This window comes from Fischerella sp. JS2 (assembly GCF_032393985.1).
Lineage (GTDB): Bacteria > Cyanobacteriota > Cyanobacteriia > Cyanobacteriales > Nostocaceae > Fischerella.
Map to the genome: position 1 here is coordinate 4,795,844 of NZ_CP135918.1, position 13,887 is coordinate 4,809,730.

At 37.1% G+C, this 13,887-nt stretch carries 12 protein-coding genes and 2 pseudogenes; 10 read left to right on the forward strand and 4 right to left on the reverse strand.

From position 1 onward, the window contains the following. Positions 1-9 precede the first annotated feature (9 nt). Together RS893_RS20395 and RS893_RS20400 are read left to right on the forward strand one after the other, a co-directional pair. Positions 10-2,229: a hypothetical protein gene (locus RS893_RS20395; RefSeq protein WP_315787379.1), complete on the forward strand. Its 2,220-nt coding sequence runs from the start codon at positions 10-12 to the stop codon at positions 2,227-2,229. After that, positions 2,211-3,518: a hypothetical protein gene (locus RS893_RS20400; RefSeq protein ID WP_315787381.1), complete on the forward strand. Its 1,308-nt coding sequence runs from the start codon at positions 2,211-2,213 to the stop codon at positions 3,516-3,518. The genes RS893_RS20395 and RS893_RS20400 overlap by 19 nt, the downstream gene beginning before the upstream one ends. 91 nt (positions 3,519-3,609) lie before the next feature. On the opposite strand, the pseudogene RS893_RS20405 reads toward RS893_RS20400, so the two are convergent. Beyond that, a pseudogene (locus RS893_RS20405) lies at positions 3,610-4,566 on the reverse strand (DUF4351 domain-containing protein). An 802-nt stretch (positions 4,567-5,368) separates the two neighbouring features. Here RS893_RS20405 and RS893_RS20410 point away from each other — a divergent pair. Then, positions 5,369-6,169 (forward strand): phosphoadenosine phosphosulfate reductase family protein, encoded by an 801-nt coding sequence (locus tag RS893_RS20410; protein ID WP_315787383.1) that lies wholly within the window; start codon positions 5,369-5,371, stop codon positions 6,167-6,169. 87 nt (positions 6,170-6,256) lie between these two features. Here RS893_RS20410 and RS893_RS20415 read toward each other — a convergent pair whose 3' ends face one another. Continuing rightward, positions 6,257-6,478, reverse strand: coding sequence for a hypothetical protein (locus RS893_RS20415; protein WP_315787385.1), 222 nt, complete (start codon positions 6,476-6,478; stop codon positions 6,257-6,259). A 286-nt stretch (positions 6,479-6,764) separates the two neighbouring features. Here RS893_RS20415 and RS893_RS20420 point away from each other — a divergent pair, with 286 nt between their 5' ends. The 7 genes from RS893_RS20420 to RS893_RS20450 all read left to right on the forward strand — a co-directional run bounded on the left by RS893_RS20420 (position 6,765) and on the right by RS893_RS20450 (position 10,520). Continuing rightward, positions 6,765-7,895: an HNH endonuclease domain-containing protein gene (locus RS893_RS20420; protein ID WP_315787386.1), complete on the forward strand. Its 1,131-nt coding sequence runs from the start codon at positions 6,765-6,767 to the stop codon at positions 7,893-7,895. An 18-nt stretch (positions 7,896-7,913) separates the two neighbouring features. After that, positions 7,914-8,078, forward strand: a complete 165-nt coding sequence (locus RS893_RS20425) for a hypothetical protein (protein WP_315787388.1) — start codon at positions 7,914-7,916, stop codon at positions 8,076-8,078. Between the two features lie 11 nt (positions 8,079-8,089). Further along, positions 8,090-8,461, forward strand: a complete 372-nt coding sequence (locus tag RS893_RS20430; RefSeq protein WP_315787390.1) for a hypothetical protein — start codon at positions 8,090-8,092, stop codon at positions 8,459-8,461. 15 nt (positions 8,462-8,476) lie between these two features. Further along, positions 8,477-8,611 (forward strand): hypothetical protein, encoded by a 135-nt coding sequence (locus tag RS893_RS20435; protein WP_315787392.1) that lies wholly within the window; start codon positions 8,477-8,479, stop codon positions 8,609-8,611. Next, positions 8,589-8,825 (forward strand): hypothetical protein, encoded by a 237-nt coding sequence (locus RS893_RS20440; RefSeq protein WP_315787393.1) that lies wholly within the window; start codon positions 8,589-8,591, stop codon positions 8,823-8,825. The genes RS893_RS20435 and RS893_RS20440 overlap by 23 nt, the downstream gene beginning before the upstream one ends. Next, a complete protein-coding gene (locus tag RS893_RS20445; RefSeq protein WP_315787395.1) occupies positions 8,818-8,982 on the forward strand; it encodes a hypothetical protein in 165 nt (54 codons plus the stop codon). The genes RS893_RS20440 and RS893_RS20445 overlap by 8 nt, the downstream gene beginning before the upstream one ends. 380 nt (positions 8,983-9,362) lie before the next feature. Then, positions 9,363-10,520, forward strand: coding sequence for a cysteine desulfurase family protein (locus RS893_RS20450; protein ID WP_315787396.1), 1,158 nt, complete (start codon positions 9,363-9,365; stop codon positions 10,518-10,520). Positions 10,521-10,675: 155 nt separating this feature from the next. Here RS893_RS20450 and RS893_RS20455 read toward each other — a convergent pair. Further along, positions 10,676-11,593, reverse strand: a pseudogene (locus RS893_RS20455) (DUF4351 domain-containing protein). Between the two features lie 64 nt (positions 11,594-11,657). Beyond that, the gene (topA, locus tag RS893_RS20460) at positions 11,658-13,826 is read right to left on the reverse strand and encodes a type I DNA topoisomerase (RefSeq protein WP_315787398.1); all 2,169 of its coding nucleotides are present in this window, start codon (positions 13,824-13,826) and stop codon (positions 11,658-11,660) included. Between the last annotated feature and the right edge of the window lie 61 nt (positions 13,827-13,887).

Genomic DNA, 13,887 nt, shown 5'->3' on the forward strand with positions numbered 1-13,887 from the left:
AGTAAGATTATGACTAATCAAAAGCTATCCCATTATTTTAGTCTTCAGCGTCGCTATTCTCGTTCCATTAATTTAGAAAGAGATTTAGATAGTGTGGAAGCTTTAGAGGGTTATGTGCTGACTAAAAGAGCAATTGATTCTCTAGGACGTATTCTAACTAATTTTAATTCTGATGAAGGAAATAGAGCTTGGACATTAACTAGTGTTTATGGTACAGGGAAATCTGCTTTTGCTCATTATTTAATTTCTCTGGCTGCTAATTCACAAAATAGAATGCACATTAAAGCTTTACCGATCGCTGAAGAGAAATTAGGTAGAGATAGTGAGATTTATCAATTAATTCAAGAGAAAATTAACCCAAAAGGATTAATTAGGGCTGTGGCTACGGGACAAAGAGAACCAATTAGCCATACCATTATTAGAGCTTTGTTAACAGGTGTTGATAATTTTTGGACTGCTAACCAAAGGAACAAAATTAATGTTATCCGTCAGTTAGTAGATTTAGAAGCAGAAATTAATGATGGTGGAAAAGTTGATAGTAAAGAAATTCCTAATTTAGTATTAGAAGTTGCAAAGGAATCTAAAAGTGGAATTTTCCTAGTTATTGATGAATTGGGTAAAAATTTAGAGTATGCTGCTCATGCTCAAGGTACTGAAGATTTATATGTTTTACAACAGTTAGCTGAATTACCAAAAAATAGTAAAACTCCTATTTATATTTTAGGTATTTTACATCAGGCATTTGCAGAATATAGTCAACGATTAGCAACTGTTCAACGCCATGAATGGGCAAAGATTCAGGGACGATTTGAGGATATTCCGTTTACAGAATCCTCTGGACAAATGATGGGTTTGATTGGACAAGCAATTGACTCTTCAGCAGCAGAAAATATAAGTTGTGCTATTAATAGTTACTCCCAGGAGTGGTGGCAATATTTAGAATCTACAATTGTAGACGAAGAAGTAACTGAGCAAGTGATTAAAGAAGTTTACCCATTACATCCTTTATCTGCTTTAGTTTTACCTACTCTTTGTCAACGTTATGCTCAAAATGACCGTTCTTTATTTACATTTTTAACTAGTAGTGAACCTTTATCTTTTCGTAATTTCTTAGAAGAAGTCACGGTGAAAAATGATATTTTGCCAAGTCTGAAATTAGAGCGAGTTTATGACTATTTTATTGAAGCCGCAGGAATGGGTTTAGCTTCTCGTCCTAATTTGCAAAGATGGGTAGAAATTCAAGATTTAATTAATGATGCTAAACGCTTAGAAGAAGATAGTCTCAAGGTACTAAAAACAATCGGAATTTTGAACTTAATTACGGTTACGGGTTCAATGAGGGCGACCATAACTTTAGTTTCGTTAGCTATGTGCGATCGCCCTTCAGCAGAACAGATTAATTATTGGCAACAAATTATTGATAAATTACTCAAGCAGAATTTAATTACTCATCGTCGTCAATTAGATGAATTGCGGATTTGGCAAGGTTCTGATTTTAATGTTGATGGTGAGTTAAGTACATATATAGAACAAGAGCGATCGCCTTTAGTTAAGCTATTATCTGTGCATCGTCCTCTGAAACCTTTAGTCGCCCAACGTCACAGCTATCAAACTGGAACTTTACGTTATTTTGAACGCCATTATTTAGATAATTCCCAGGATTTAAGTCAGTTAAGTTGCAGTAGTGTAGATGCAGATGGTTTTGTCGGATATTGGGTAGATGATGAAGTTCCGAGTTCTGTTCCTGACACAACTAGTGATGGTAAACCATTGGTGATTTTGAGTGCGGCTAATTTAGATATTTTGCGAATTCGTACTCTGGAATTTGTGGCTTTAAATAATATCAAAAAAACCGCTAAAGAGTTACAAACTGATGGAGTAGCGAGAAAAGAGGTAAATTATCGCGCTAAAGAAGCTGAACAATTTTTAGATGAAACCCTCAATCAATCCTTTAGTATTGAGGAAAATCAGCAATGTTGGATTCAAGGACAAATCGCAACACTCAACAATATTACTGATTTTAATAGTAAGCTTTCTGATATTTGCGATCGCGTTTATCATCGTAGTGCAATTTTGTGGAATGAATTAATTAACCGTCGAGATTTAACCTCTCAAGGGGCGAAAGCAAGACGCGAATTAATTCAAGCAATGTTGGAACACCAATATGAAGAGAGATTGGGTTTAGAAGGTTATGGTCCGCGGAAGTTAGTATGTATTATTCCCTGTTAGAAGAAACAGGGATTCATCGCCAGGAAGATGAAAATTGGGACTTTTATCCACCATCTGAAAATTCGGGTTTGAATTCTCTGTGGGAAGCGGTGGAGAATTTTTGTTTAGCCGCCACAGAAAAAAGCCAAAGTTTTGATTTACTCTATCAATATTTAGTAGCACCTCCCTATGGTGTGAAACAAGGTGCAGTTCCTGTAATTTTAGCGGCGGTATTGTTGTATCACGCTGATGATTTGGGGCTTTATCAAGATGGAACATTTATTCCTGTATTGGGAACAGAACATTTTGAATTATTAGTAAAATATCCTGAACGATTTGCAGTTAAATATTTTGCAGTCGTCGGCTTAAGGGCGGAAGTATTCAAAGAATTAGAAGTTATTTTACGCAATCCGCAGATCAAAAAATTGGGGAAAGTGCGTAACGCTACTTTATTAACAGTGGTGACTCCGCTTTATCAATTTGTGAAAAAACTGCCGAAATATACTCAACAAACCCGACGGCTTGCAGATGAACCCAGAGCGATTTTAAAGGCGTTACAAACTACAGTTGAACCGGATGAATTGTTGTTTAAAGCTTTACCAGCAGCTTGTAATTTACCTGCAATTGGGACTGAAACTGGGGATGATGGTGTGACGGCGAGAACTTTACGAACTAAGTTAGTTCACGCCTTAAGAGACATTCATACAGCTTATGATCATTTATTAAGTGATTGCCAAAAACTGATTTATGAAGCCTTTGGTGTGAGAAGTCAAGAAACAAAACTGCGGGAAGATTTGCGAGTCAGGGCGAATTATTTAGCGGGAAAATGTATTGAACCTTTACTCAAACGCTTTATTCGTGCTGCATCGGATGAAACCAAGAGTGATTCTCAGTGGTTGGAAGCTTTAGTGATGATTGTCGCAGATAAACCTGCTGAGTCGTGGACAGATGATGATGCAGTTGCATTTGAAATGAAGTTAGCGGATTTGGTGCGACGGTTTAAGAATTTGGAAGCTTTGCAAAAGGAAGTCGCCGCCAAAGGGGAAGGTTTTGAAGCCCGACGAATTACCATCACTCGTCCCGATGGTAATGATATCAATCGAATGGTATGGGTAGATCATAAAAGAGAGTCGCAAGTTGAGAAGATTGTTGACGAAATTTTAGCGAATTTACCTGACGATCAGCAGTTAAGACAGGCGATTTTGGCAAAGTTAAGTGAAAGGATTTTAAGTTCTGATTTGCCAGAGACAGTTACGAAGATTGGGGACAAGGGAAATGATGAAAATATCAAGGGGAAAAAATTAGGTTAGAAGAAGCATTATTGTGTGGAAAGAGAACAAAATAAGATCCCCGACTTCTTAAAGAAGTCGGGGATCTGAGCCTCTCAAATCTACTGATGATTTATCCTTGTTGTTGATTTAACCAAGTTTCCAAATCAGCAACATTAGAAAAATCTAGTAATGCTTCCCCTAAATTCTCTAATTGTTCGATCGATAATTCTTGAATTTGCTCAATTAATGATTGATTAATTTCCCCAATACGGCGATTGAGTAGACGTATAACTAGACGTTGTTCTCCTTATTTATTTCCTTCCCATACAGCTTGTTCTCTATCTCGTTGATAAAGTGGTTCTAATCGCATAATTAACTCCCGATCGTCTGTTTCTAATTCTTGATTGACTCCTAAGTTTTCGCGCAAGTTGTAAACTAATTCGAGGGTTGCTTTCTGGTATGGATGATTTAATGGTAACGCTTGCAATTCGATAATTGCTTGTGACTGCACGCTTCCCCTACCCAAAAGCCTTAACCATAAAGTTTCTGGTGTTTGCGGTAGTTAGTGGATGGCGACAATTGCTGTCCGCAGTGCTTTAGGAAGAAAATGTACTCCGGATAACCAATCTGCTTTTTGCATAGTTCCAAAACTAGATAATCTAGTTTCGGATACCGTTGGAGTCAGAATCCACAACTTAGGAATTTCTGAGTCCTGAAGTTTGGTTTTATTGGCTTTGGCTTCTCGTCGTAAGAAAGCTTTAACTTCTAATAATTTGAGAATACAGTCGCAGATTTCATCACCAGAAGCTGGATTACGGAATGGTGAGCCAGCGACGGGAACGCAGGGGGTTTCCCCCATGAGCGACTGGCGAACCCGTAAGGGTTCTATTATTGCAGGATTTTCGGCAAATCTTCCTAGCAAACCCAGGATTTGTAAGTCAGAGTTTTGCTGTTTGTTAGATGTGAATAGAACATCTATTTCTTTAATTTCTCCTGAGACTTTTTCTGAGGCTTTGACTTCGCCGTAATTTTTTAGTAATTCTTCCAGATAGTCTTTGGCGAATTTATCATGGATAAAGCGCGTCACGTCGCTTTGCTCCAAATTTAAAATTTTACCCTGAGCGTAGTCTAAGGGTCAAAATTCAAAATTAATCATCCTCTGAAATCCTGAGTTAGTGCGATCGCTTACGGAAGCACCTGACTTTTTACGGGATCTGGAAAACCTCTCTCTAATTCTCTCTCCTGCGAGGCTACGGTGTACACAGAAGTCAGAAAAACTTGATTTAAATTGACTTGAAAAGCTTAGAATCACAACCTCACCCCCAGCCCCTCTCCGAACTCGCAAAGAGGGGTGTTCGATAGGGCGGGGTGAGGTTTTTCATTATAAGTGATTAATCGAAATCAAGATAAAATCTCATAAAATTCCGAAAATGGTAGATTTTAGTTAATTAAACGCTTTAAATCAAGTTTTTTAAATTGTAATTCAACTTTTTGAGCCGTAAATCAAGTTTCTGAGTTGTAAACTAAGTTTCTGAGTCGGAAATCAAGTTTTTGAGTCGTAAACCTGTTATTGTCCGAAAATTTGGCAACGCGATCGCAAACAAATGAGATAGCGATACCTACAATAAGTTTGAGAGAAGCAGACCCCCGACTTTGTGAAAGTTGTCGGGGATCTTGTTTACGAATAATTTAGGAATGACTATGTAAGTTTTAAGTAAGGTATAAAAGCGTAATTGCCCAGTTTATATAAGTTTATATAAATATAATGCTATCAGTAATTTTACGAAGTGCTTTTAACATTTGTATAAAAATGCTACACATTACTTTTTAAAATTTGCTAAGATACTAGCATTCTTAATATATTTGCCAAAAAGCACTAAGAAACAAGCATGGCAGAGAGCAAAGTTAGACACATATTAGGACTTTCTGGGGGAAAGGATAGCACAGCTTTAGCGGTATTACTACATAAGGAAATTCCAGAGATGGAATATTTTTTTTGTGATACCCATAAAGAATTACCGGAAACTTACGAATATCTTGACCGCATTAAAGCCCGTTTGGGGATTAAAATTCATTATCTCAGTGACAAACGAGGCTTTGACCATTGGTTAGCGATTCATGATGGTTTATTACCTTCACCCCAAATGCGTTGGTGTACGGTGAAGATGAAAATTAAGCCTTTAGAGGATTTTGTGGGGGATGATGAGGCTGTTAGTTACATTGGCATTCGTGCTGATGAAAATCGTGATGGTTATATTTCCACTAAACCTAATATTAAACCTGTGTTTCCGTTTAAGGAAAGGGGTTTAGTTAAGGCTGATATTATTCGGCTATTAGAAGATAGTGGAATTGGACTCCCTGACTATTATCGCTGGCGCAGTCGTTCTGGGTGTTTTTTCTGTTTCTTCCAACGCAAGTATGAATGGGTAATGTTAGCGCAGGAACATCCTGATTTATTTCAAAAGGCTGTTGAGTATGAATCAAATCATGCTGATGGTAGAACCTATACTTGGACTGATGGGGAAAGTTTATTGCAGCTTCTAGAACGCAAGGATGAAATTATTGCTCCACATGAGAAGTTAATGGTTAAAGAGAAAAAGACGGCTTTTAATCTTCATTTGGTTGAAGCATTAGAAGAAAGTTTAAATCAAGAAAAAGAAGATTTACCTTGTTTAGTTTGTCATTTATGATTCTCACCAATATTAAATATTCTATTTTGATTATCAAGAGTTAGTGCGATCGCGCCCAACTCCTGTATCTTTTATTTTCTAAACTTGCTATCTAATCAATACACTCACTACGTCGCCTGATTCACCTAAATTACCTGCTTTTACAGGTTTAGACCAAGAGCCTATTTCTGCATAACCTATGGTATGTAAAACGCAGATAGTCTTCCTCACTAAATTAGGACTACCAACTAATATATGTTTTATCTTTTCTCTACTTACCTGGACTTGATTGCTGCTGTCATCTTCTAATATCACAAATTCTTCTGCCATAATTCACCTATTTAATATTGCAAAGTGGAATTAATACCTAAACCGTATGAGCATACAATTACTCAAAAACTTGGTTATACGCCAAACACTTATATAAGATTACAAGTTCCAGTATTGAGAATTAAAACTAAAAACAGATTTAAGATCATGAACTTCAGAAGCCCAAGCAGTCAATCGAGATGAGATTCTATATCTAACTTCTGTATCATAAACTTCACCATATTTTTTTGAAAGTTCTTGAATTTTTTGATGAAGTTGCTCACGTACTTTTGGTAAAGATCAAATTATGAGTCAGGATTTACCAAAGTCAAATAAAGTTAATGTTACAATATTATCTCAAATATTTAATAATATAACTAACTCTTATAAATATCTTTACTTTTTATCAATACTAGATATTATAAAAAGAAGAAATTTTGATACTTTATCTCCTATCAGCTTTCGAGAAATCATTGTTGAGATGTTAGCTAATGCTTGGTATCCTCACAATTATTTTAAGCTGTCTTTTGGAAAACAAGACCAAATTGCCAATAAATTAGATATTCTTGAACTAGAAATTACAGAACCAATTTTAAAGTTTAGAGATACAGACAAAAAGCTTTTGCGTACAGCTATTAATAACCAAAATCTCGATGATATAGTTATTTCCATTAATCGCTATGTTTCTTATCGCTTAATTCGTCCTTTCTTTTCTCAAGAAACGAGAGGCTTAAAAGATTACGATGTTAATTCTACTATTATTAATTTAGCTAACAATCAATTTGATACTAAAAAGTCTTTATATTGCTTTAATGCTGAAGACCAGAAAAATTGTAACGCTATTATTTTACATCCCGATTGGATTCATTATTTAGAGGAAAATTACACAATAGTTAGGGGGTGGGCTTCTTGGGAATGGTTGAATTATATGCAGCAGAGAAATCCCAGTACCCCTAATGTAGTTAATAAATTATTTATGCCACAAGAGAGAGATTCTCTAAGTAATCAAACTAAATATTGGAAGATTATTTTAGAACATCGAGATATTGAATGTATTTATTCTAAAATCAAATTAAATAAGAATGAAATTTCCTTAGATCATTATTTGCCTTGGTCTTTTGTGGCTCACGATCAATTATGGAATTTAATTCCGACTACAAAATCTGTTAATTCTTCTAAGTCTAATAATTTACCATCAGAAAAATATTTTGATGATTTTGTAACATTACAGCATTTAGGCTTAACTATTTATAAGCAAAATGTTTCTCAAACAAAATGGTTGAATGATACTGAATCTTTTGTGGCAGAGTTGAAAGTTGAGCAACCAGATGACTTATTAAATTTAGAAATTCTTATGAATGTTTATACAAAAACTATACAACCTTTGATTTCTTTAGCAACTCTCCAAGGTTTTAGCCCTGAATGGATTTACACCTAAAATTCTTAATCTTGAATTTTGAATTTTGAATTTCTATTAGTATATAGTGAAGAACTATGCGAACAAGTTGTTACAGAATTTCAAAAAGCATGGGATAGTTTAGGTGATCGCACCCTCTCCACCTATCGCTTCTGGGGTAGCCATGAGTTAGATAACGCAAACAAGTTATCAAAGAAACTTTAAAAGAAGAGGGAGTGACCGAAGCCCAAGCAGAATTATTAGCAGCAACTACAGTAGATGATGGCTTAAAATATACCTTTGCACAAGCTCCTATTGATACCCCTGAATTCTTCACTGTTCAATCCAGAGGCGGAGCAATTATTGTTACATTGAATACCAATCACCCAGCTTATCAAAACTTAGTAGAAATCTTAGAAGAGGATGTAGATAAAGCCGATATAGATACCTTACGTTCACGTCTAGTTAATTCTTTAGATGGGTTAAAACTACTACTCATGGCATGGGCAAGATATGAAGATGAACTAGATGGTAAACGCAAAGAAAATGCTATAGATACTCGCATTGATTGGGGGAGAGTTGCCAGAAGATTTTTAGAGAATGAGTAGCGAAGCGATAAAATAATGCCTAATGAATCACAAGATGATCCATTTTTTGTAGAACTCTGTCAAGAATACACATCCTCGGAAATTGCTGAAATTGAACAATATTTAACCGACTGGGATAAAGCTAGTTATGTCAGCGTCGCCCATACATAATATTTTAGATCATGCTGCTAGAAAAGAAATTGAGCTGTTAAAATTACTCCGCAAAGTACATAATTTTAACAAAAAAGCAGCATTGAGAGTACCAAAAACAGGTTATCGTCAAGATGGTTCAGCCGTTTATCGTAAAGGCAATGAATATTTAATTGTTCGTCCAGATAAATTTGGCATTGAAAAAATCGTCACCTATGGAGTTAACGATGACTAATACCACGCTAACTAATCAAAATCCTGAACTAACTAAAAATTATATCATTCAACTATTAGAGCAATTAACGATTGATTATCAAAATACTAAATCAGAACGACAAGCGATCGCTCATCAATCTTCTACATCTGAAGACGAATTTACGTTATTAGAATAAATTGAACTATTAACTACACATATTCGGGGTTACGCTAGTCAAATCGAAGCCAGAGGTTATATAGAAAACCCAGATGAAGCAATCAAAGATTTACAACACAAGCGAGTGTTTGATATTCCTAAGATTTCTCAATTTTTTTTAATAATTCTCATCAATACGAGAAGATAAAATGTTACTTAAGAATGTTAGACTACTTAAGATTACTAATTTTAGAATATTTAAACTTTCAGTAAATCTTAAATTGTAGTGTCGAAGATTTTTAGAGAATGAATGATGAATAAATCTCACGTAGAGACGCATAAATTTGAGAGAGTTTATATGATACTTCTCCGTGTTCCTCCGCGCTCACTTTGCGTCCCTCTGCGTTAAAAAATAAAAAAATGACTACACAACAAAAGATAATTTACCTCGATTACCACTCAACTACTCCCGTTGATCCGAGAGTAGCAGAAAAAGTCATGTACTACATGACTACTGCTTTTGGTAATGCCAGTAGTGTAGATCATAGTTACGGAGACAAAGCAACACAAGCAGTTAAACAAGCCCGTCAACAAATAGCCCAATTAATCAATGCTTCCCCAAAAGAAATTATCTTTACATCTGGTGCAACAGAAAGTATTAACTTAGCAATTCAAGGACATATTACTCAACAAAATACTCCCTCCAAAATCATTGTTTCCCCAGTTGAACACAAAGCCATCCTAGATACCTGTCAAGCATTAGCTAAAAAAGGACTTGTAGAAATTATTTGGTTAAAAGTCAATAAACAAGCGCAGATTGATTTAGAATATTTAGAAAAAGTCTGCTCTAGTGGTGCTTCCTTACTTTGTGTCATGGCTGCTAGCAACGAAGTAGGGACAATTTACCCAATGCAAAAAATTGGCGCGATCGCTTCACACTACTATATCCCTTTCTTATGTGATGCTTCCCAAGCAGTCGGTAAAATTCCCATCAACTTTCAAGACTGGGGTATTACCTATCTGGCTATTTCAGGACATAAACTTTATGCACCCAAAGGAGTTGGTGCATTAGTAGTAAGACAAGGTTATCATCTTCAACCGATGATTTATGGTGGTGGACATCAACAGGGACTCAGATCCGGTACACTCAATGTCCCTGGAATTGTTGGCTTGGGGGAAGCTTGTCAATTGAGACAATTGGAAATGTCAGCAGATGAAAGTGCGATCGCAATTTTGCGAGATCAACTGCAAAACTTGCTGCAAGCTCAAATTCCTGATTTAGTAGTGAATGGAGACTTAAATCACCGTTTATCAGGTAACTTACATATTTCTATCCCTGATATTCCCAATAGTGCCATAATTGCAAGAGTTCGTCATCAATTAGCTATTTCTGGTGGTGCTGCTTGTTCATCAGGTGTTGTTGCACCATCTCACGTTTTACAAGCGATGAATCTTTCGGAAAATATCATTGAAGGAGCTTTAAGAATTGGGATTGGCAAATTTACAAACACAGAAGAAATAGAAAAAGCATCCTCTGTGATCATCAGTGCAGTAAATAAAATTCATCAACTTTTCTAAGACATAGAAAAAACAGGATGTGACTGCAATAGAGTAAAATTATAAGTGCGATCGCAGGCGTGGGACTCATGTTTTAAGGAAGAATCCAGTTTTGGAAGAAATCTCTGGCGATGTTCGTAATCGCAGCTACAAAAATATTAAGTATATTTATCAATTTATTCTGGTTGATTTGCCTGTAACCAATTCAATAAATCTGCAATTGTAGTAAAATCTAACAAAGCTTCGCCAAGCGCTTCTAATTGAATTAAAGAAAGAGATTGGATGCGGTCTCGAACTTCTGGTGATAATTCCCCCACCCTTTTTTGTAGTAATCACAGAATAATTGTTTGTTCGCCTTCTTGTCTACCTTCTTGTTTCCCGCGTTCGTAGCCTATGCGCTCGCCTGTCGTAATATAAGTCATACTACGCTCCTGCTCAAATTGTTTCAATTCTTCCCAAAACTGATTTTCTAATGCTTTTGGTAATATCATAACCCAATCAATAAATCGATACAGGTTACGAATATCCTGTTCTTGTAAGCCTGAATCATAAAGTCTACGAATCAAGCCAAATTTCCATATTTTGCGTTGTTCGGGTTGTTTTTGTGTCTGTTGCGTTTTCAAATGTGCCATTACTACAGTTGCAAACGGGTTATTGCTATTTTCTAGCTCCTCCCAGCGATTTTCATAATCTAAAAGCTTAATACTTCCAAATTCAAAAATTAAGCGAGTATCGGGATAATTATAACTGTAATTGTTTGGTCGTCATTCACGATTTGCATCACAGAGAATTGCGAGGCTAATGGCTGGTTGGTTAAAGCGATCAAAGATGCGAAAGTTGTAAGTAAACATCCGCTTGGTGAAATTATCTTCTTTTTTGGCTTGAATTTCAACATGTACTAATAACCAAAGTTCTTCTCCTTGAGTGCGCCAAACTTTAACTAATTTATCAGCATATCGTTTACCTTGTTCGGCTTCACGGGCAATTTGTTGAAATTCTTTATCTAGAAATTCATAGTGACTTTCCCAATTAATTAATACAGCTGTTTGAGGGAAAAAGAACTGCATTGCTTGAGGAAAGTAAGCTTCTAATATTTCTTTCTAAGGACTATCAAAATCAACACGTTTATTAATATCGGTCATGATTTTTTTTAATTGCTTAACACTTCAAATCCCCAAATTTGGGACTCCACCACCCTTTCTGAGTATTGAAATAAGCGACATCTTTATGTTTTTGATCATTGCGGGATTTAGAATTTGAACACCGCAGCATAGTCTTATTTTGTCCGTCTTTTGTGTAAGTGTATTCTTCCAAAGGTTTTTTGCACACTGGACAAGGATATTGTGTTATCTTAGCCGGAGGTTTTTGAGGTTTTGCATCTTCAGCAGTTTTTGAACGAGGTGCTTCCCAAGTTTTGCTGTATTCGTTCCAAAACAAAACAATATTCTCACACCCACTGACACATTTAAGAAAGTATTTCTTTTTGACTTTATTACTAGGAATTTTGGCCAGATTATTTTTGCACTCAGGACAACGAGTTCTGGAAGTTTCAAATTTGCGCGCAGTTATACCAGACGCTTTAGTACTATTTTCTGAAGAATTAACAGGTACAGTTTTGGCTTTCGCTAACGCTGGTGCAAAGTAATTTTGGTTCCAATTTGTCAGATAATGCTGCCAAGATTGTTTTCCAGAAGCGATCGCATCTAGTGCATCTTCCATTTTGGCAGTAAATTCTGTTTCTAATAAATCTGGTAATGCTTTTTGTAAAAAATCATCAACTTCCAAACCCAAAGATGTCGGCTGGAGATTTTCTTTGGTGAGTTGGACGTAACCCCGTTTCTTTAAGGTTGCGATCGTGGGAGAATAGGTACTGGGACGACCAATGCCTTTGCGCTCCATCAGTTGGACTAATTTTGGTTCGCTGTAACGTGGTGGTGGTTGGGTCTGTTTCTTCTCGTGTCCTGCATTCTCCAAAGTCAACATCTGTCCCTGTTGCAAGTTGGGCAGAATTGTATCTTTGCTGAGGTTTGACCAGTAACGAGCATAACCGAGAAACTCTACTACCTGTCCTCTAGCTTGCCATAAAAGTTCACCCGACTGAGTCACGACAAGGGTTTTACGGAGGACGGCGGGACGACATTGAGAGGCGATCGCTCGTTTCCAAATCAGGACATACAAGTTAAATTCATCGGTAGCAAGTTCTACTCGTAATTGAGCAGAAGGACGAAATACATCGGTGGGGCGAATTGCTTCGTGGGCTTCCTGTGCTGTTTTATTACTTCTATGTCTAGCAGTTTGCTGTGGTACATTCTCCGGATCATTTTGCTCTAACCATTGACGCGCACTCTTGCAGAACTCTGGACTCAGCATGACTGAATCCGTCCGCATGTAAGTAATTAAACCAGCTTCATATAACTTTTGGGCTACAAGCATTGTCTTCTCAGGGGCAAATCGCAACCTAGAACCAGCAGCCTGCTGAAGAGTAGAAGTAATAAAAGCTGGAGGTGGTTGGCGGTTAACGATTTTTCCCTCATATTGGATAACTTGATGAGGATGGCGTTTTGCTTCTTCAACTAAGCGTGTGGCTTCGGCTTCCGAAAGCACACGGGTAGACTCGGTGACTTCTGTAGTATTTACCGCCGTATCATCATGAACTTCAGTTTCCTGCTTTGCTTCTTCCTTGGGAGCATTGACATTTCCTTTATAGAAAGCACGGAAACCTTCAGCGTAGTCTACCCAAACACTCCAATAATCTTGGGGAACAAAACAGACTATTTCCCGTTCACGCTGGCAAATCAAGTGTAAAGTAGCACTCTGGACTCTACCAACACTTTTTGCTCCATTATTCAACGCCCAAACTAAAGGACTCCCCTTATAACCTACCAGCTTATCTAAGCAATCTCGGCACAATCCTGCTCCGATCAAGTTAGAATCAAGTTTTCTGGGATGAGCGATCGCAGCCCGCACCGCAGACTCTGTAATCTCCGTATAGACAACTCGTTTTGGTTCCTTTAATCCCAAAGCTTCCTTGAGATGCCAAGCGATGGTTTCTCCTTCTCTATCGGGATCTGTAGCTAAGACTACTTCTTTAGCTTGTTTAGCGGCAGCTTTTAGCGATTGAATCGTTTCTTTTGCCTGTTGATCGCGGGGAATATATCGACACTGGACAGTGTCACCATCCATAGAAAAGCCCAAGGAATCCTCGCCTTCATTGCTAAGTTCGCGGATATGACCGCAACTAGCACGCACAATCCACTCCGTTCCCAGGATTTGACTGAGCTTTTTGACTTTACCGGGGGATTCAACTACTAGAAGGCGTTTAGGCATAGCACCTGACCTCTGGATGCGACCTCACAGTAAGTTCTTAGTTTTTTATAGTACACTTGTT